At 59.1% G+C, this 19,163-nt stretch carries 15 protein-coding genes; 6 read left to right on the top strand and 9 right to left on the bottom strand.

The annotated features are described in order from the left end of the window. Position 1 precedes the first annotated feature (1 nt). Positions 2 to 1,783 carry a GspE/PulE family protein gene (locus L6637_RS38365; RefSeq protein ID WP_237874007.1) on the bottom strand — a complete coding sequence of 594 codons (1,782 nt, stop codon included), beginning with the start codon at positions 1,781 to 1,783 and terminating at the stop codon, positions 2 to 4. Positions 1,784 to 1,890: 107 nt separating this feature from the next. Between L6637_RS38365 and L6637_RS38360 the strand changes: the two genes are divergently transcribed. Continuing rightward, entirely contained in the window at positions 1,891 to 2,766 is an 876-nt protein-coding gene (locus tag L6637_RS38360; protein ID WP_237874006.1) for a helix-hairpin-helix domain-containing protein, read from the top strand. Positions 2,767 to 2,792: 26 nt separating this feature from the next. Here the strand turns inward: L6637_RS38360 and L6637_RS38355 are convergent, their stop codons facing one another. From L6637_RS38355 to L6637_RS38340, 4 genes are all read right to left on the bottom strand, one after another. Further along, complete coding sequence (locus tag L6637_RS38355) at positions 2,793 to 3,176, bottom strand: hypothetical protein (RefSeq protein WP_237874005.1); 384 nt, start codon at positions 3,174 to 3,176, stop codon at positions 2,793 to 2,795. 44 nt (positions 3,177 to 3,220) lie between these two features. Then, positions 3,221 to 5,230 (bottom strand): type II secretion system secretin GspD, encoded by a 2,010-nt coding sequence (gene gspD, locus L6637_RS38350; RefSeq protein ID WP_237874004.1) that lies wholly within the window; start codon positions 5,228 to 5,230, stop codon positions 3,221 to 3,223. Between the two features lie 790 nt (positions 5,231 to 6,020). After that, positions 6,021 to 6,350 carry an H-NS histone family protein gene (locus L6637_RS38345; RefSeq protein WP_237874003.1) on the bottom strand — a complete coding sequence of 110 codons (330 nt, stop codon included), beginning with the start codon at positions 6,348 to 6,350 and terminating at the stop codon, positions 6,021 to 6,023. 235 nt (positions 6,351 to 6,585) lie between these two features. Next, entirely contained in the window at positions 6,586 to 8,046 is a 1,461-nt protein-coding gene (locus L6637_RS38340) for an undecaprenyl-phosphate glucose phosphotransferase (protein ID WP_237874002.1), read from the bottom strand. A 523-nt stretch (positions 8,047 to 8,569) separates the two neighbouring features. Here L6637_RS38340 and L6637_RS38335 point away from each other — a divergent pair. The 3 genes from L6637_RS38335 (at position 8,570) to L6637_RS38325 (ending at position 12,535) form a co-directional block, all read left to right on the top strand. Continuing rightward, entirely contained in the window at positions 8,570 to 9,589 is a 1,020-nt protein-coding gene (locus tag L6637_RS38335) for a hypothetical protein (RefSeq protein WP_237874000.1), read from the top strand. Between the two features lie 252 nt (positions 9,590 to 9,841). Continuing rightward, positions 9,842 to 11,029, top strand: a complete 1,188-nt coding sequence (wecB, locus tag L6637_RS38330) for a non-hydrolyzing UDP-N-acetylglucosamine 2-epimerase (protein WP_237873999.1) — start codon at positions 9,842 to 9,844, stop codon at positions 11,027 to 11,029. A gap of 3 nt (positions 11,030 to 11,032) precedes the next feature. Continuing rightward, positions 11,033 to 12,535 (top strand): glycosyl transferase family protein, encoded by a 1,503-nt coding sequence (locus tag L6637_RS38325; protein ID WP_237873998.1) that lies wholly within the window; start codon positions 11,033 to 11,035, stop codon positions 12,533 to 12,535. 28 nt (positions 12,536 to 12,563) lie between these two features. On the opposite strand, the gene L6637_RS38320 is transcribed toward L6637_RS38325, so the two are convergent. After that, positions 12,564 to 12,857 carry a hypothetical protein gene (locus tag L6637_RS38320; protein ID WP_237873997.1) on the bottom strand — a complete coding sequence of 98 codons (294 nt, stop codon included), beginning with the start codon at positions 12,855 to 12,857 and terminating at the stop codon, positions 12,564 to 12,566. A 433-nt stretch (positions 12,858 to 13,290) separates the two neighbouring features. Here L6637_RS38320 and L6637_RS38315 point away from each other — a divergent pair, with 433 nt between their 5' ends. Both L6637_RS38315 and L6637_RS38310 read left to right on the top strand, forming a co-directional pair. Further along, the gene (locus L6637_RS38315) at positions 13,291 to 14,154 is read left to right on the top strand and encodes an Ig-like domain-containing protein (protein WP_237874031.1); all 864 of its coding nucleotides are present in this window, start codon (positions 13,291 to 13,293) and stop codon (positions 14,152 to 14,154) included. Further along, complete coding sequence (locus L6637_RS38310; RefSeq protein WP_237873996.1) at positions 14,151 to 14,384, top strand: hypothetical protein; 234 nt, start codon at positions 14,151 to 14,153, stop codon at positions 14,382 to 14,384. The genes L6637_RS38315 and L6637_RS38310 overlap by 4 nt, the downstream gene beginning before the upstream one ends. 310 nt (positions 14,385 to 14,694) lie before the next feature. Here L6637_RS38310 and L6637_RS38305 read toward each other — a convergent pair whose 3' ends face one another. The 3 genes from L6637_RS38305 to L6637_RS38295 form a co-directional block, all read right to left on the bottom strand. Then, complete coding sequence (locus tag L6637_RS38305) at positions 14,695 to 16,128, bottom strand: hypothetical protein (RefSeq protein ID WP_237873995.1); 1,434 nt, start codon at positions 16,126 to 16,128, stop codon at positions 14,695 to 14,697. 310 nt (positions 16,129 to 16,438) lie between these two features. Further along, positions 16,439 to 17,770: a DEAD/DEAH box helicase gene (locus L6637_RS38300; RefSeq protein WP_237873989.1), complete on the bottom strand. Its 1,332-nt coding sequence runs from the start codon at positions 17,768 to 17,770 to the stop codon at positions 16,439 to 16,441. Continuing rightward, positions 17,719 to 18,912, bottom strand: a complete 1,194-nt coding sequence (locus L6637_RS38295) for a TOTE conflict system archaeo-eukaryotic primase domain-containing protein (protein WP_237873988.1) — start codon at positions 18,910 to 18,912, stop codon at positions 17,719 to 17,721. The genes L6637_RS38300 and L6637_RS38295 overlap by 52 nt, the downstream gene beginning before the upstream one ends. Positions 18,913 to 19,163 lie beyond the last annotated feature (251 nt).

Raw genomic sequence — 19,163 nt, 5'->3', positions numbered from 1 at the left:
CCTAGCTCGTTCGCGAGACCCTGAGCACTTCCTCGATGGTCGTCTCGCCCAATGCCACCTTGGCGAGACCACTCTCATACAGCGTGTGGAAGCCGCCTCCCCGCGCCCGCGACATCAACGTCCGCTGATCATCGCTTCTCCTGCCGATCGCTTCCCGCATCTCGTCGTCGATCACAAGAAGCTCCACAACACATGTGCGTCCCTGATAGCCGGTGCCATGACAAGCTGCGCAGCCTACCGCCTCGCGCGCGCCCGACCAGTCGAACTCGAAGCCGTCCGGCACAGGCCAACGCAACCGCGCCGGGGCCTCGGCACGATAGGCCGCGGGCCGCGCGCAACTCTGGCACAAGCGGCGGACCAAGCGCTGGGCCATGACACCAGCGAGGGTCGATGCGAGCAAGTAACGCTCAATGCCAATGTCGATAAGACGGGTGATAGCGGCAACAGAACTGTTCGTATGCAGGGTCGAGAAAACCAGATGTCCGGTGAGTGAAGCCTGTACGGCAATGCGAGCCGTCTCCAGATCACGTATTTCGCCAATCATGATGATGTCGGGGTCCTGACGCAGGATCGAGCGAAGTGCGGCAGGAAAATCGAACCCGATCTGAGGCTGGACCTGAATCTGATTGATGCCACCGAGCTGGTATTCGATGGGATCCTCGACGGTGAAGAGTTTTAGCTCCGGGCGGTTCAATTCCTTCAGCGCCGTATACAGCGTCGTGGTCTTGCCACTTCCCGTCGGGCCGGTCACCAAAATGATACCGTTCGGCAGCGACATAAGTCCCTGCAGTTTGGCTTGAATGGACCGGTCGAGGCCGAGCTTGGAAAAGTCGAGTTCGACCCTGGTGCGATCGAGAATTCTCAGGACAAGGCTCTCGCCGAATGCGGTCGGCAGCGTCGCCACGCGGACGTCAATCTCGACGCCTCGAACTGCCGTCTTGATTCGACCGTCCTGTGGTAACCTCCGCTCGGCAATGTCGAGCCTCGCCATGATCTTGATTCGGGTGGTCAGCGCGGCCTTGAGCGTGGACGGAACGACACGTTCTTGCTGGAGAAAGCCGTCGAGCCGAAAGCGAACCAAGACCGCATCACGTCCTGGTTCGATGTGAATGTCGGATGCCCCGCGTTCAACCGCGCTGGCGATGATCTGGTTCACCAGGCGGATGATCGGCGCCTCATTGGCGATGTCGCGAAGACGCTCGACGTCGATTTCATTTCCGTCAATCTGGCTCCCGGCGATTGCGCTCGGATCGCCGTCAACGGACTGCGGTGCTGCGTCCTGATAAAGCTTGCGGAAGGCGCGTTCGATCTCGGCGGGCGCGATGACAGCGAGATCGACACGACAGCCGAGCATATAGCTGATCGCCCTGCGCCCCTCCTCGTTGAGGGGGTCGACTGCGGCCAGCACCAGGGAATTGTCGTGCGCCGAGATCGGCAGAGTACGGCTGGCTTTCAGAAAGGGCAGTTTCAGACGATCTGGGAGAACCGGCTGCAACGGAATGTCGGCCGGTTGAACGACCGGAAGGCCGCAATATTCGGCATACGCCGCGCAGAGATCCGCCTCAGAGATGAGTCCCAACTTGACGAGGACAACGTCGAGGCGCTCGGACGTGGCATCCGAAGCCCGTCTCGCCCGGGCAACTGCGCCGGCGTCGACGAAGTCTCCGCGGATCAGCAGCCCCGCGAAAGCATCGGCGAAACCGTCGTCTAGCGGTCCCAACACCATGGCTGGGCCGGCCGCCGGCGCAGCCTGGCGTGTCGGTGTCTGCATATCGCCTGGCATTGGCTCGAAGGTCCCGATCTTAAACGCGGACCACGAAGCTAAAGCGATTTTGTTAAGGAAGGCTTTTCACACTTTATTTGCCATTTTCATTTACCAAGCGGCAACCAATGCGGCTGACAGACCATCATACCTTGCCGACAAGGTTCAGGCCGATTGTGCCGGTCCATGGGCGCGCTTGCCCCGCTCGCCGCGGCTTCGCGCTCGTCACGGTGATCTGGGGACTTGGCCTGCTGACTCTGCTCGGAACGGTCGTGATCGTGGGCGCACGCTACCGAGCCAAAACTGCTGTGGCCGATGGTATGGTCGCCTCCACGGCTGCAGCGGCGGAAAGTGCGGTCAATCTGGCCATCTCGGTCATTCTTGATCCCCTGCCGGGGACGAGCTTTCCGCGTCGCTGCCGCTTGCCGGAAGGCGAGCGCATCGACATTGCTGTCGAGGAGGAGATCGGTAAGATCGATCTCAATGCTGCCAATTTGCCCACGCTCGAACGTTTCTTCGTCGGGCTCACGCGGGACAAGGCACTGGGAAGCAGGATTGCCCAGAACATCGTCGACTTTCGCAAGCCTCCCCAGCCCAGTAACGCCGCCGGGCAAACCAGGAACTCCGGTTTTTCGACTATCATGGAGCTTGATCGAATCGACGGCATTTCGCCTTCGATATTCCGCGCAGCCGTTCGCTTCACCACGGTGCTGTCCGGGCGCGTGGAGCCTGCGCCCGAAGCAGCAACGGCTGACTTGCGCATTCTCATGAATCTCGATCCCAGCCGACCGGCGCGCCGGCGGCCAGCCCTGCCCGGTAATGTGACAATCAGGGCCGACGTGAGCGCGCCCGACGGTTCACGCTACATCCGGGAAGCGCTGGTCACTTTTGGAGCCGCGTCGGGACAACCCTACGCCATCCGCGAGTGGCGGCGCGGCGACGTGGTCGGCGAGCCTGCGACACGGTCCGACGGCGAGGCACTGCAGAGCTGCTTCAGGCTCTGACTGCCGACCGGCGAAGTTCCCGCCTCTCACCCCTTCGAACGAAGGACCTGTTGCGGGCGCGAATTTCTTGCGGATTCTTCGAGGCGCTCACGTTCCTCCGCGACCGCGGGTCCCGGCTCCATCACCGTGCAGCCCTTTGTGCGCTGCAGATCCGTCAAGGCATCGAGCCGTCGGCGTTCATCGACCAGTTGCTTGGGCGCATCAAGCGGAAATCTATCAGAATCATAGCCGGCCAGCGATCCCGCGGCGAGCCAATATTCAAGGCGCGCCGCCCGTCTGACCGAATAGCGGAACGAGGCGGCTATCGCGTTGCACGACATGGATTCATCGACAGGCAGCAGCATATAGGGCGATGGCGGATCAATCACTAAAGGCTGGTCGGTCGCGCAGCCGGCCAACAGAAGTGGCAAAGCGCAGACCGTCCCCCACCAGCAGACGAGGAGAGTGGAGCGTCTCACGGCGTCACCAGACGTTGCGCCGTATTGTACGGTGCACGTTGGCGCGTCGAAGCGTGCGGCATATAGACGTTCATTTTGCGCCGATATTCCTCGGTGACTAACCGGCTTTCCGTGCCATCGCGAACCACTTTCGGAGTGATCAGGATGACAAGCTCGGTCTTTTGAACCGAGTCCTTTCGATTTGCGAACACCGCTCCAAGCCCGGGGATATCTCCGAGGATTGGCAACTGGTTGCTGCTCTTGCTCGCGCTATCCTGGATCATGCCGCCGAGCGCCAGCACCTCGCCATCACTCACGACAACTGTCGTCTTAACGCGTCGCTGCTGAATGGTCGGAGAATCGATGTTCGAAGTCGTCGTCTTCACGACACTACTAACTTCCTGCTCGATATCGAGTTGTACGCGCCCGCTTTCATTGATCCGTGGCGTCACAGAGAGAATTACGCCGGTATCCTGCATCGTGATGGAGTTCACGATTGCCGTCTGGGAGGTGACCGTGCTCGTCGCCGTCTGCGTCGTGATCGGGACCTGATCGCCGATTTGGAGGCGCGCCGTCTTGTTGTCGAGCACCATCAGCGACGGCGTCGAAATGATGTTGACGTGAGTCAGGGCGTTCAATGCGGTAAGGGTCGCCGCGATATTGGCGGTATTGACTGCATAGTTGAACCCAGGGAATGCGGCTGCCACTCCGCCGGTGAGCGCATTGGTAAAAGTCGCAGTCGGGGTTCCCTGCTTGGCAAATTGCCACTGCAGGCCGAACTGAAGGTCGTCGTTGAGAGTGACCTCGGCGATCACGGCCTCGATCAGGACCTGGCTGGCCACCACGTCGAGCCCCTGCACGACACGCAACACACGCTGGTAATCGCGATCATTCGCCATGATCAGCAGCGAGTTCTTGGTTTCATCTGCAACGATCTTCATGATCGGCTCGGGAGTGCCGTTCGGTGCAGGGCTATTGTCGGCGGTATCGGCGGCCTGGCCGTCGAGTTCAGTGTTGGAAGAACGGGAAATTCCCAGCGGATCAGCCGTCTTTCCCAACCCCGCCTGCATCGCGGGGTCCGAAACACCCGTGCCAGCCGTTGAAGGCTTCGTTGTATCGCTTGCGAAGGAGACCTGCCTGGATTTCGGCGAGACGTTGCGGCTGGTCGGGCGCACGACCTTCATCTCTTGCGAGAACATAGACTGAAGGATTCCGGCAAGTTCAACGGCTGTCCGGTTCTGGACCTGATAGACGTGCAATTGCGGTTCTGTGCCGCTGGCGCGGGCATCAAGGCGCCGGATCCAGGATTGCGCCCGCGGCAGATAGCTTGGATTGGAGGTCACGACCAGGATCGCACCAAGCCTCGTATTGGCGATGAACCGCACCCTTCCTTTCAGCGGGCCTTCCTTATCCGAGGCAAATACCGCCTTCAGCTCGTCGACCATCTTGTCCGGCTGGGCGGCCTTGACGGGCACGACGGCGAAAGACATGCCCTTCATCACATCGACATCAAAGATGGAAACCGAGTCGAGCATGCTGTCGATTTCGGCTTGTGAGCCCTTCAGCGCGATAATGTTGCGTGCGTCATCGGCCTGAACGATGGCCCCCTTCGGTACCATTGGCTCAAGCACCCGCGCCACCTCAGTGGCAGCGACGTATTTCAGCTGCACGATGCGGACGCTACTGCCCGTGACCGCACTGTTGGTGGCATCGCGGACGGTGCTTACAGCCCCGGTCGCGGCCTGATCGGCCGGAGCGATCCGGTAGATACCGCGGTTTTGTACCAGTACCGCGCCGATCGGCGCGATAGCCGTCTGGAAGAGCTCGAGGGCATCTGTCTTGGAAACCGGGTTGCTGGTCTGGACCGAAACAACCCCGTCGACCCGAGGGTCGACGACGTAGTTGACGCCGATCAGATCGCCCAAGACCGTCTTGGCGGCCTGCTGCAGGGGAACATTGGCCAGATTGAGGACCACATTGCCGTCGGCTGCCGCGGAGCTCGTCTTGGCGGCCGTCGAGCCGATCATTCGACCATCGCCCCCCTCAACGCTGGCGACCGCCTTGGACGAGGGGCTGGGGAGCGCAATTGCGCCCGTCGGCATTAGATCCTGAGCGTTCGCCTCTAAGGATACCGGCTGGCCGGATAGCTTGGGCTGAGCGTTCAAGGTCGGACTGACGATTCCAGGGGCGCCACAGCCGGCGACGAGGCCTGCGAGCAAGCAAACCACAAAACCCGTGAGAGGGCCACGAGGCATCGGCAATAGGGGCTCCGAACATGCAAAGACGCACGCCCGGGTATTCGAGCGTAAAGAATGGGTAAATCATCATGGTTAACCTAACGTAAAAGGTTCCAAGCAGCCCGGATTGTGTCGATGGTACTAAATTACCTGGAAAGCCGACAACCGGCCGAATGCAACCTTCTGAGCGCATGTGCAGCTTGTTACATCTGATGCCATGAGGGCGCGCAGAATCGCTGCCTTGGCGCAGGCATTGTCCACTGTGACTCAGCGATCGAGGGAGTTCGGCGGTCAGCCGTTACTTGGTTTGGCATCCCTGACGGCAGACCTGAGCCTGGCTGTCGCAGGAAGTCATGCAGGGTGTGCCGAGAGTGGTTGGGCAAACCCGCTTACATGCTGCATTCTGATTGTCGCAACTGGACAGGCAAGCATCGGTGGCGGCGTCAGCAAAACGCAACTTTGCCGGGCTGAAGTTTCCTGCCCAGGCGCTCCCTAACGGGCACCCGGCCATGCAGACAAGAAGGATCAGAGCGATTCGCAAGAGAACCTCCTGCTTTGCCACGCATATCGTACGGGCCAACTATCTATTCGAGATGAGGAAATCCTCGATCGAGCGGCCGGTCCGCAGGGCGGCGGTAAGCCATTTAGGCTGTTTGCCTCGACCAGACCAAGTCTCGTGAGGAACGTTGGGATTGCGATATTTCGGGTGAACTCGCGGGTATGGACGCTTGAGCCGTGACGACGGCTCTGACGGAACATTCGTCGCTTCATTCTCACGGCGAATTTGCGCCAAACGCGTCTCAAGGGCGCGTTTTTCAGCAGTCAGCCGAACCGACAACAAGCGGTTGAGCTCCTCGTGGAGCTGCCAAAGCTCATCTAACGAAAGTGCCTCGAGGTTCGCTTTCTTCATCCGTTCGTCACAACGCAAGGGTTTCCGGCTGCCCACCTAGACCTCTGATTCGATCTACAACAATCTTGCAGTTTTCTCGCTCGAATCGCCAATTAATTTGGTGATAGCATGTCGAAACGGAGATCTGGGACAGAACAAGCCAAATATATCGAAAATCAGCCACTTGTCAGCTACATGGGCGCGAGATTTGGCGGTACGCCGAATTACGGAGAAACAGAAAGGTAGTCCACCTAACCTAATAGGCGTTTCGCTTCCGCGCGACCTCGAAGAAAGTCTTGATCAGGATGTGAATATCGAGCCAGAGGCTCCAATTGTTGACATACCAGAGATCGAGCCTCACACGCTCCGCGATATCTTCGACCGTGGGCGTCGCGCCACGAGAACCATTGCACTGGGCCCATCCGGTAAGGCCGGGCTTCACATGATGCCGAAACGCATAGTCTTCCAGGATCTTTTCGAAATAGCTGTCGTGCGCCAAGGCATGCGGGCGGGGGCCTATCAAGGACATCTCCCCCTTCAGGACATTGAAGAGCTGTGGCAGCTCATCAATGCTGGCGGCGCGCAGGAAGCGCCCAATTGACGTAACACGCGGATCCTGGCGCGTTGCCTGGAGCACGACAGGACCATCTTCCTGCACCTTCATGGTGCGGAATTTCAGCATTACGAATTCCTTGCCGTTGAAGCCCTTGCGACGCTGGCGGAAAATGACCGGTCCGGCACTGTCCAGCTTGATGGCGATCCCAGTGAGAATCAGAATTGGGAACAGGAGGATCAAGGCGATGCCGGCGACCAGGATATCCATGGACCGCTTGACCAAACGCTCGGCCGCGCTGAGTGGAGCGCGCTGCACCTCGACCGCCAAGACGCGTTGCCGGGCGGACGACACGAAGTTTGACAGCGATCGGATATGCAAATCGGGCAACAATCGGGCCGAGACCGGAAGACTCTTGAGGTGTTCACGCACAAAGTCGATCCGAACGTCGTCATTCCAGGGCAGCACCAACAGCACTTCGCGGCAATTGGTGCGGCGAATGAAATCTCCAACCGCCCTGAACATATTCTTGTCTGCGACCAGCCGCGCTCCAGGATCAGAATCTCCGCTCAGGCGGAATTCCTTGACATCGGTCGCGCCGAAGAGGGCGAGACGATCACGAGGGCCAAGGGCGGCCAATTCCCGATGGTCTCCCACGAGGACCGCGTCCAAACGCCTGAGCCCTCCTTTGGCCACCGCCAAGGCCAGGTTCGTTTTCGTGAACTTGCGCACCGCGAGCAGGCCGACCGGGGCAACGAAATAAAACGTAACGAACGCGCCGCGGGAATAATTGCCGCCGACCTTGAGCAGGAATGCAAAGAACGCCAGCAAGATGCCGGTGCTGAACCAGCAGACCAAGATCTGCGTAATCTCGGTCCCCGGCTTGGCGCTGTCGGAAAGGTCATAGTAACCGATCCCGCTCATCCTCAAAATGTAGATGAAACTGGCCATAAGTCCGACGGCGCAGCACGGAAGAAGGTTGGGAATTGGGCTACCAGTGGCAGCGTGATATCCGATCCCTCCCCCGACGCACGCAAGAATGATAACCAACGCATCCAGTGTGGAGAGCAAATAGGGAACGAGATCGAGGGACCACAGCATCCCCCTGCCATGCGCCTGATCGGCCCTATGCGACTCTTCGCGGAAATCCGATCCGATCGACATCGAATGTCACCTAATCCCAACGATCCTCTGATCAGGAAAATGAACCACGGAACGTCAGTTCCCGATAACCTTTTGTTAATATAATTTAAACTAGGCTTAATGGGGGTCGGAATCAACGGGATAGTTCCCTTCGCCATAGTGTTTTTACGCCATAACGCCCCTCTTTTTCTTCCCGCCTAATTAATTGGCAGGTAATCCGGCTCCCAAATTCAGAACATACTCGTCCTGGTGGCCGCGAGTTCGGCGCCGCAGCGGCATCAGATCCGCTCGCGTTATGACCGGAACGGCGTCATGACGCGGCGCCGCGACGGCTATCCCATCCTCCTTTGCCGAATCCCTGACTTCTTGGACCGAGCGCTCTCGTCCCCCTCGCTTGGCGGCCACACGAGAACAACCAGTATCGCCTCGATTGGAAGCTCGCGAGGTTGCCCTTCCGCAAGAATTGCGCGCCGCATCACTGGCGGACTATAAGCTTCGGAGTTTTCCCGCTCGTTGCGCCTTCATTGGCCCTGGAGATGATTAAGTGGTTCATCGCGAAGCTCCGAAATCGTTCCTTGTGAGTTTTCTTTTCACAGTGAGGCGACTGCTCGGAATTGCAACTTTCGTCCTTGTCCTCATCTTGCTCGTCCCGAAGCTCTTTCTGCTCTTCGACAATCCCAAGAGCGCAAGCTTTTCGGCGACCTTGCTCGATGCGCGCGACGTTGTCCTGAAGAAATCGGCGCCGCTCCTGCACCAATACATTCCCACCAACATCGCGGGCGCTGACCGCTCGGACTGGATTTTGATCGGGCTCGCCATGCTCGTCACATTCATCGCCGGGTCGCTGGCGCAAAGAAGCCAGCAGTCGCTCAATCGACGGTTACTCCGAAAATCGGCGCAGGCCTGGCGCAAGAAAGAAGGCGTCAAACCGGGGTCTGCACTCGACAATGAGCTGGAAAGCACCTTGAAAATCGCGGAGGCCGGAAACACCGTCAATCGGCAAGAGCTTCTGCGCGTTTTCGCCGAGACCAAGAAGAAGCTCGATTCCTTCGGCCGGGAAGTTGCGTTTCTGGCGATCGACGTCGTCGGATCAGCCGCAATGAAGGCGGGCGAAGATCCTGCATCCGTTCAATACGACTTCGCCGAATATCGAAAACTCGTGGAGCGCATATTCCGCGCGCGGGGAGTGCTGAAGTCCGCCTGGACACCCGACGGGGTCATGGCTTGCTTTGCCCACGTGGAAGATGCCTGCCAGGCAGGAAAGGACGTGATCAAGAGCCTGAAAGCCTTCAACAGCGAAGTGAAGATTTCCAAAGCCGATTTTTTGGTACGTTGCGGGGTCAATGCCGGTCTGGTGTATTTTGACGACTCAACCCCGTTGGAGACTATCTCTGACCGGGTCATCGACATCGCCGGCCACATGCAGAAGTACGCCGAGCCCAATACGGTGCTCATCGCAAGGAAGGTGATCGAGCCGCTGCGGCAGCTGCAGGAATTCACGCACACGAACCAGATTATCGATGGTTACGAGGCGAGCGTGTGGCGCGAGCAGCCGGCGGCCTGAGTCGGCAGAGGACAGGCATTGGTGGCAAGGCTGGGATCGGGACCATCGCTGGTCCGATTCCTGGTCCAACCGGACCGACAATATTTACCCTCTCCGTCAATCCTTTGGAATTGGGCGAAAAATACCGAAACATGAATTGTCTGGCGCAGCCGCTCAGTTTAAGCTGGTTTTGGATTTAACCTTGAGACATCAAACCAGGCCTTGCGCGGCACAAATTCGGCGGCGCTAGCACGTCGATTTTTGGGCTAATGCATGCATCACCCGCCTCAGGTTCAATTTTCCCGCTCTAGTCCTTGTCGGACCTTTTTAATTGTCGTCGGTACCCGCCCGGAGGTCATCAAGGTAGCGCCTCTCATTCGTCGCCTGCGCGACACGAGCTGGGCCCGCGTGAAGATCGTCGCCAGCGGCCAGCAGAGCGACCTGCTTGGCCAAACTCTCGCCGAGTTCGGCCTGACGCCCGATATTACGATCCGCCATCGCGATGCCTCATCCGGCCCGGCGCAGGTCGCGAGCCGTCTGATCCAGCGGCTGGACCGCATTTTCGTCGAAGAAAACCCGGACTGTGTCATCGCCCAGGGGGACACCACGACGGCCTATGCAGCCTCGGTCGCCGCTTTCTATCAGAAGATTGCCTACGCACACATCGAGGCCGGATTGCGAACGTCCGAACTGGATGCGCCGTTCCCCGAAGAGTTTCATCGGCGGGCCATCGCGGTTTCTGCAACGCTGCACTTCGCGCCGACCTCGGCTGCGGCCCGAAACCTGATCGACGAGAACGTACCGAAGGACCGGGTGCATGTCTCGGGCAATACGGTGATCGATTCACTGCTGGAGGTCGCAGCGACTAGGCCGCCGCCGCCGGCCGAGTTCGGAACTCGCCGGATGATTTTGCTGACTGCGCATCGCAGGGAGAACTTCGGTCCGAAATTGCGGGATGCGCTGACAGGGGTTCGCGCCTTCGTCGATCTGACGCCGGACGTGGGGGTCTATTTCCCGGTTCATCCCAACCCGAATGCACGCGACGCGGCCCTCGAGATCCTCTCCGGCAATCCGAGAATCCATCTCGTCGAACCCCTCGGATATCGCGATATGGTTGCCGCGATCCAGAATGCGTGGTGCGTCGTCACCGACAGCGGCGGTCTGCAAGAGGAGGCTCCGGCCCTTGCCAAGCCTGTGCTCGTGCTTCGCGATCTCACGGAACGTCCCGAGGCCGTTGCCTCCGGTGTCGTCGAGCTCGTCGGCACCTCCCGCGAGGGCGTCTTCAAATCGCTCTACGCGCTTCACAAATCCCCGGCAAAATACACCCAAATGGCTCGTCCGGTGTTTCCCTATGGCGACGGACATGCCAGCCGAAGGATCGTCGACGCGCTTTATCGACATTTCTCGACCGCTCAAGAGCGGCAGGATGCGACGATCGTTCCTCTTCAATATGCATCGTAGTCCATGCCAAATCTGAATGGCTTCCTGCTCGAATATCTCTATGTGATCGAAATCATGATGCTCACGGCGGGCATCATCATCGCCATTTCCAGCTTCGACGATCTTCTGGTGGATCTGCTGTACTGGAGCGGCAAGCTGTTCGGTACGACGAAGACGAAGTCGAGCGAATTACCCGACGTCGGGCTTCTCGAGCAGCTGCCGGAGCGGCCGCTTGCGATCATGATCCCGTGCTGGAAGGAGCACGATGTGATCTTCTCGATGCTGTCGTCCAATTCGCGGCTGCTTCGTTATCGGCAGGCTCACTATTTCGTCGGCGTCTATCTCAATGACCCCTTGACCCAGGACGAGATACGCAAGGCGCAGAGCCTCTATCCGAATATCCACATGGTGCTGGTCCCTCGCGATGGTCCAACCAGCAAGGCGGATTGCCTCAACCAGATCACGTCGGACATCTTCATGTTCGAGGCGGAGCACGGCATTCAATTTGCCGGCATGGTCATGCATGACTCCGAGGATCTCATCCATCCCCTGGAATTGAAGCTCTTCAACAAGCTCGTCGAGATCTACGACTTCGTCCAGCTTCCGGTCTATTCGTTCTCCCGTCCCATTCTGTCCCTGATCGGCGGAATCTACATGGACGAGTTTGCGGAAATGCACACCAAGGATCTCGAAGTCCGGCAACGCGTCTCAGGCGTCATTCCCTGCGCCGGCGTTTCCGCCTGCTTCGGCCGAGAGGCTATCCTCCACCTCGTCGACAAGAACCAGGGCCAAGCGTTCCGTGTCGCATCCTTCACTGAAGACTATGACATCGCGTTCCGCGTCTCCGAACTTGGCTTCAAGTCGGCTTTCGTCGCCTATCCCGCGAGCTACGCCATCGATATCGACATCGATGCCGGCGCCCCCGGTATCCTGCATCGGAGCCTCCCGATTGCGACACGCGAGTTCTTTCCCACTGGGCTGGAGGCCGCCTATCGGCAGCGCGCACGGTGGCTGTTGGGGATCGTCTTTCAGGGCTCCGAGGAAATTGGCTGGAAGGGCGCGTTCGGAACGAAGTACTTCCTGGCGCGGGATCGAAAGGGCGTGATTACGAGCCCGGCGGTGATGCTCGCGTATTTTGCGATGGCCAATCTGATTGCCTTCGAAATGTTTCGATGGTTTTTCGACTCGAACCTCGAACTGACCTATACATTGCTGTCGTCCGAATGGGTCAGGACGCTGTTTTGGGTGACCTTCGCATTCCTGATCTGGCGCCTGTTAAATCGCATGATCTTTACGGGCATGATCTATAATTTGCGACACGCCCTGATGTCGGCGCCGCGGCTCATCGTCGGCAACTTCGTCAATTTTTTTGCGACGTGGCGCGCGGTTCGCATCTACACCAGTCATCGCCTGTCCGGGAAACCGTTGGTTTGGGACAAGACGTCGCACTCTTATCCGATCCAGATGGGCGAACTTCAACTCCCCATCCCGCCCGATGCGGCCGCGGACACGCCCGGCGCTTCCTGATCTCGCTCAGGATGTTATTCGAACTGGTTTAAAGGTACGACGGCTCTCGCGCGCCGAATGCACTGCGAAATGCCGTGCGCACGACCATGAAGCCAGCACAGAGTCCAATGGCGCCGAGCTGCAGCTCGGGGTGCAGCACGACCGAAACAAGCACAGCCCAGCCGCAGACGATGGCGAGGATATCGAGCGATTTCTGTCCGCGCGAATGAGGCGCAGCATCGAGCCCGCGGTCAAGCGCCGCAGCGATCGCTGCAAGGCCGTCCACGGCATCCCTGCCCGGAGGCACGGCGAAATCGGTCAAAATGCGATTGCTAGTAGACATTAACGCCCCCGTCGCAAGCCTCTTGCGGGCTCCACGAGGGCATTTGACTTCGGAGCCTGTTTCCTCCAGCTCAAGCCGATTGCTATAGTTTTACGGACTCCCGCATTTTCGACGGCGACAGCGGCGCTTGAGCGGAGATGGATAACTACGGCTTAACGGATTCCTTTCAATGCTCACGTCCCGCATCGGGAGCGGACATGATGCAGTCCTAAACGTGGGCACGACGCATTCGTTCCGAGGCAGGAGATGCCAAGTCGTATCTCAGGATGCGAAGGCCACAGAGCCCCCTCCCGAACGCGGCATTGCATGAGAGCTCGCGAAGGCTCGCGATGCACGCCAACGCAACCAACATGAGAAATTTTGCCTGATTATTTAAATCAGTATTAGATGCGCGGGCGTAGCTTGGCGGGACAGTTGGATTCTCCACGTGACGATGCTCGCTGCCTATACAGTCTTGATAGGTCTCATGCTGGGCCTTCGCTATCGCGTCGTCGTTCTGCCACCGAGCTTCACGCCCGCCAACCTGGCGCAGGGAACACACACGATTGTCGCGAGCGAGACCAACGCCGCCGGTACCGGTAATGCGAGTCTGACCTTCACCTACGACTCAGTCGGCCCCAAGGTCGCAATCACCACCCCGGATGCGCAGGTGGCAAATCCGCTTCTGACCGTTTCGGGAACCGGAGAGGCCGGGACCCAGGTCCAGCTTTTCGATAACAATTCGAGTACCGGAGGGTCGGTCACCGTCGACGCCACCGGCCATTGGTCCGAGCAGATCGCGCTGGTGGGCAGCGGCACGCACTTCATCAACGCGACCGATACAGACCTGGCCGGCAACCTAGTCACCAGCACAGTTTCGACATTCGCACTCGACAATCAGATCAATGCCCCGAGCACCCAACGGAGCGTCACGGGCACGACCGGCGCGGATCACATCACCATTTCCCAAGGCAACATCCTTGTCAGCGCCGGCGCCGGAAACGATACGATCACATTGACCCCGGGCGGCAATTTTCAATTCCATTTCCTCAATGGCGGCCCGGGCAGCGATACGCTCGATCTCTCGCGGATTCCCGGCAACGTGACCGCAAACCTCGCGCAAGGTTTGCTCGTCGGCGGCCAGATCGGATTCAGCATCGTGAATTCGATCGAGAACGTTATCGCCGGCTCCGGCCATGAGAGGCTGATCGGATCGTCAGGCGCCAATGTGTTCGAGGCTGGTGCCGGCCACGACATCATCACCGGCCGGGCGGCGGCGACACCTTCGTCTTCAAGGCTGGGTTCGGCCACGCCGTGATCACCGACTTCCATGTCGCGACGACCGGGGCCAATCCGCACGATATTCTTGAGCTCGATCATTCGCTGTTTGCACAATTCGCTACAGTCCAGGCCCTGCTGGCCAGTGCCGACGTGACGCAGTCCGGTTCCAGCGTCATGATTGCAACGGATCCCACGCACACGATCGAGCTGCAGCACACCTCGCTTAAGACGTTGCTGGCCCATGCCAATGACGTCTTGTTTGTGTAGTTTAAAGGATGGGACAACGAGATAGGTGTCTAAGGGCGCTTCACTCGCTGTAGGCAAAGATCGCGATCGGGCAAGAGTAAGAGTTGCGAAGCTGTGCGGCAGTCGGCCGATCCGTGTTTGCTTCAAAAGGTTCGCAGTTTTATTCCGAATGGTGGCAAAATGGCGCGCCATTCAGAATAAAACTGCGAACTTAAATGTAATTGAAATTGCTTTATAATTTTTGACGATCGATACGGTTGAGAGTGCCACCTTCCCTTGCCACGTCCCCCAACTTGGCGAATAGGCGGCGCAAGACGCGTCTGCGGCTCACTCATATCCGCCCAGCGTCCCTGAGCACCGCGATCGTCCGCAATGCGATATCGCGCATCAATCCGATCTCGGTCATATCCCGTCCTTCGGCGAGCGCTTTTGCAACGATCGCGAGCTGGCGCCAGCACAGGCCGGCCTCCGAAGGAGCCTCGCGCATCCATAGGGCCGTACGCAAAACAACGTCGGCCCATCTATCGCGATGTCGCGCAATGACGCTCTGCAATAGATAGGTCGCAAGTTTGGCGCGATCACGGCCGCGGGCGCGCTCCACAGCTTGAGCGACCTGCGGGTCGTCCTCGAACCAGGATTGTGCGACAGCCTCCAGCTCGGCAAGTTCGTTGCTCTTCCGCAACACCGATGCGAGCGTGGCGGGCTCACACATCGCCTTGGGGACCTCGGCGATTAGCCCGGCGAGCGTTTCACCAAAGGCCATGCGCGCGGGTTGCCAATCGGCACCGCCGATCGTTTCGGCGACTTGGAGCAGGCCGAGCGGCGGCGCTTCCCGTTTCTCGATGCTGAGCGCCAGGTGGTGCGCCACGGTGCGGTCGAGATAGGAACGGGATACGGCAAGCGTAGGGGCGTCCATCCCGGCAGCGACAAGGCTCATCTCGATCCGGCGGCGCGATTCCGGCTCGCCGCTCCAGGCATCCGTAATCCCGCCTTTGGTCAGGACCGACGATATCCGCTTTTTCCGTTCGACCGGGGATATCAGTAGGAATCCCTGCGTTGCGGCGCCATCGACGGTGGTAGCGACGATTGCCTCGACGCTGCCCGCCTCCCATGGCGCGCAATCGATCCCAGCCGCCCGCGCCTTGCGGATGATCGCGTCGACTTCGGCCCGCTCGTTCTCGGGACGCCAATTGCGCATCGCGATCAACCGCCGAACCTCTGTCGGCGTCAGCGAGGCGCCGACTTGCGCAAGCGCTCCGGCAACCGCGCGGCGCACCGTCGGATTTGGATCGAGCAGGAACAGAACCGCGGCGCTGCGCGCATTGGGGATGCCAGCAAGCGCCAAGGCGCCGGCCAGAGCGCCGCGGGCGTCCTCCGGCATGGAATGACCGCTTTCCGTTAGCGCTCCGACGGTCATGAACGGATCGCCGTCACAGGCTTCCAGGATGCCGGCGAGAGCGCTGTGGGCGTCGGCAGGAAGCGGTCCGTCCTCGTCCCGATCGACGGGCTGCTTTGCCGACGCCGCGGCAAACTGCGGCGATGCGGGGATTTTCGACTGATGCAGGGCTCCTCCCACGAAGTCGAGCACGCGCCCATCGACGTTTCCTGCCTCGACTTGCGCGACGACGTCCGCCTGAAAATCCGCAATCAGCTGGCTTGCGTCCGCGTAGCCCCGATCGGTGCGATAACGTAGATGCTCCAGCAGCCGCTGCAGCAGAAACAGATAACCGATCGCAAGCGGCTCATCCTGGCCGGCGGGAGGCATGTGGCGAGCCGCGCCCGTGAAGGCGGCAAAGATTTCGCGTGGGGAGCTTTCGCAGTACCGATCGAAGGAATCATTAAAAGGGGGCGGTCGACCCTTGCCGATCGCCCGCGCAATTCGTCTCGCATGCTCATCCGTCGTCGTGAATTTTTGCTGGGCTCGGCTCATCGAGGCGCCTCCGCGAATCATTTGCAATGATAGCCGGAAGCTGGTCTCGTTCCTTTCAAAGCTGGCGATATCCACCCACAAAATCCGCGCCCTTTGCGGCCTCTTGCAATTCCGCCCGCGCTCTTCTTACTATTTGGTCGCTTGGCTAATGCGTACCGAGTGCGCTCGATTTGACAACCTGATCGGAAAACAGATCGTGCGCACTCAATATCTTGTAACCAATTAACTGATAGCCAGTGCGGCGTTTTGCAGCCATACGGGCCAGAACCGGCACGCTCATGTCGGCATAATCATAAATGATCACCTCGCGCTTGGCGTCGTTGAGGCGATGCAACCGGCCAGCATACTGAGCGAGGGTGCCTTTCCAAGCAATTGGCATTGTAAGAAAAAGGGTATCGAGGCGGGAATCATCGAAACCCTCGCCGAGGTAACGTCCGGTCGCGACGATGACACGTTCCTCTGCGTGGGGAATTGCTGCGAGCCGCGCGGCGATGTCGCGGCGCTGCTTCTCGCTTTGACCACCGCGCAATACGACCACATGCCTAGCGAAACGCTCAAGACGCTTTGCGATGGTCTCCAAATGGGCGGTGCGCTCAGTTATCACGACGGGTGAGCGGCCCGCCTCCAAAGTACACAAGACGTCATCGAATATCAGATCATTGCGCGCTTCATCATTAACCAACTCCTTGAGAACATCCTGAATGGAAGGAGCAGGAGTGCCCAATGTGGCTTGAAGTTGGAAGCTGGTATCCCTGACCCGCACCACGTGATCGAATGGGCGCTTGGCTGCCTCGGTTCGTGCATCCACGCGATGCCGAACGGGACCACATTGCATGACAATGATCGGGTGATGTCCGTCTTTTCGCGTAACCGTTGCTGACAGACCGAGGATGTAGCGAGCCTTGCTGCGGCGCGCGACCAGTTCAAAGCTAACCGCCGACAAATGGTGGCATTCATCGACAACGAGATGCCCATAATTGCCGACGATATCATCGACCTCTCCCTTGCGAACCAGGCTCTGGATCAGGGCGACGTCAACCTGACCTTTCGGCTTGCGACGACCGCCGCCGATCATGCCGATCGCGTCACGCGACATAGTCGAGAACGCTGCGAGCCTCTCGATCCATTGATCCATCAGCTGACGGCGGTGAACGAGGATCAATGTATTCCGTCCACGCTCGGCCATCATTCGGATGGCTAGGATCGTCTTGCCGAACGCCGTCGTTGCCGCGAGCACGCCGGTATCATGGGGCAATAGGGCTGTGATCGCGCTTTCCTGATCGGGCCGCAACGAGCCAGTGAAGGCAAGTGGGATCGCCTCACCGGAAAAACGGCAATCTTCGATTGTTACTGTAATTCCAAGTGACGCAAGCAGATCTAGCACCGCGTTGAGGCCCCCCCGAGGCAGCGCGACGTGGTGGCTGGTCAGCTCCGCGCAAGAGATGATCCGAGGCTTGTCGTGGGTGGATCGGCGCATGGCTTGTGCGGCGTAAAATTCCGGATTTGGAACGCGGCAAGGCGAATAAGACGCGCGATCAATGAGGGTGGCAGCGCGTGACGTTGAATGTAAATCTGATCAGCCTGCACGACAGTGATCGTACTTGGTAGTGGCCCGTCTATTGCAGGCGGTGGCCGTCGGCGCGACGGCGGGGCAAGCCACGGCTCTTCGTCTTCGTCGACGAGAGGAATGCGTACGCCGAGAATTTTTCCAGATGCGCTCGCTTCCTCGATTAGATGATCCACCCTCGATCGTGCCATAGGTTCAATCGCTGACAGGAAGGCCCATTGATCCAGATATGGCGAACAAGATTCATCGATGAACATGCTGTTGCCAGAGGTTCGCGCGAGTCCCTGAAGCGGCAAGGCAATCAAATTGCCGAACCCACCCGCCGGCATAGTATCCTGGCTCGGAAAAAGCCGATCGTAGGATCCGAAGCCGATATCGGGGACACGCTCCATCGTGTCAGTGATAAGGAATGCCCCGAGACGGCGCGCCGACGCTGCTGATATCGATTCCTCGAAAAAAATCCAGGCATGAGCACCGTTTCCGGATCGCGACCGCTCAACGGCGACGGGAATTTTGTGGCGCTGGCAGGTCTCCCTAAAAGCGAGGACATCTCTTCGCCACTCCCCTTCGTCGAAATCTGCAGCCAGGAACGAACAAGTGTTATCTGCAAGCATCGGATAGACACCCATAACGAACGGGGCGCCATTCGCGTCGGTCCCGCGTAGATGACGTTCTATCGACACTTCATCTACGGCCTGGAATGCCTGATTTGCACATGCCGAACATTTGACCCTTGGCTTTTCGCAAATCCCACGCTGCCACTCATTCGCACAGGCAGGTGCGTACCCGCTGCGTCCCGTCGTGCGATTCTCCCAACGGACGGGGAAAACGTCTGAGCGGCCGCGGAAAAGCCGGCGAAACAGAGCAATCTTCTTTTCGATCGTCGAATTCCGGTCGATAGTATCGCCGGCTTTTGCCGAAGGGACCGCGTTGATAGCCGCAGCCTCTTCACTCCGCACCGATCGCAGGGTGTTGATCTCGGCTAAGATCTCCGCGCGCTCGCGTTCCAGCGCCGAGAGCCGCGCCACGAGTTCGGTAATTCGGGCGTCCATTTGCGTCATCGTGAAGATTGGCTTGCGCCAATATTATCCGATATCAGCTTGACGCAATTTTGCTTCGCCCGATAGCCGCGCAAAGGGGCCCGATCACAATCGGCCGATCCAGGGCATCGGGTTCGCGGTTTTATTCTGAATGGTGGCAATTTGGCGCGCCATTCAGAATAAAACTACGAACTTATATACTATTGAAATCACTATGTAAAATTCGTCGCGGCCCGAAACAAAAGAGGGCTGGCTCATCACCC

The organism is Bradyrhizobium zhengyangense (genome assembly GCF_022012435.1).
GTDB classification, from domain to species: Bacteria; Pseudomonadota; Alphaproteobacteria; order Rhizobiales; family Xanthobacteraceae; genus Bradyrhizobium; species Bradyrhizobium zhengyangense.
Note: the sequence above shows the minus strand (reverse complement) of the source record. Positions and strands in the feature narration are given on the sequence as shown.

Bases quoted from the DNA above. Each gene is read 5' to 3' on its own strand.
- L6637_RS38365 (WP_237874007.1), bottom strand. From the start codon at position 1,783: ATGCCAGGCGATATGCAGACACCGACACGCCAGGCTGCGCCGGCGGCC.
- L6637_RS38360 (WP_237874006.1), top strand. From the start codon at position 1,891: ATGCGGCTGACAGACCATCATACCTTGCCGACAAGGTTCAGGCCGATT.
- gspD (WP_237874004.1), bottom strand. From the start codon at position 5,230: ATGATCGGCTCGACGGCCGCCAAGACGAGCTCCGCGGCAGCCGACGGC.
- L6637_RS38345 (WP_237874003.1), bottom strand. From the start codon at position 6,350: ATGAAGAAAGCGAACCTCGAGGCACTTTCGTTAGATGAGCTTTGGCAG.
- L6637_RS38340 (WP_237874002.1), bottom strand. From the start codon at position 8,046: ATGTCGATCGGATCGGATTTCCGCGAAGAGTCGCATAGGGCCGATCAG.
- wecB (WP_237873999.1), top strand. From the start codon at position 9,842: ATGCATCACCCGCCTCAGGTTCAATTTTCCCGCTCTAGTCCTTGTCGG.
- L6637_RS38325 (WP_237873998.1), top strand. From the start codon at position 11,033: ATGCCAAATCTGAATGGCTTCCTGCTCGAATATCTCTATGTGATCGAA.
- L6637_RS38320 (WP_237873997.1), bottom strand. From the start codon at position 12,857: ATGTCTACTAGCAATCGCATTTTGACCGATTTCGCCGTGCCTCCGGGC.
- L6637_RS38315 (WP_237874031.1), top strand. From the start codon at position 13,291: ATGCTCGCTGCCTATACAGTCTTGATAGGTCTCATGCTGGGCCTTCGC.
- L6637_RS38305 (WP_237873995.1), bottom strand. From the start codon at position 16,128: ATGCCTCCCGCCGGCCAGGATGAGCCGCTTGCGATCGGTTATCTGTTT.
- L6637_RS38300 (WP_237873989.1), bottom strand. From the start codon at position 17,770: ATGCGCCGATCCACCCACGACAAGCCTCGGATCATCTCTTGCGCGGAG.
- L6637_RS38295 (WP_237873988.1), bottom strand. From the start codon at position 18,912: ATGGACGCCCGAATTACCGAACTCGTGGCGCGGCTCTCGGCGCTGGAA.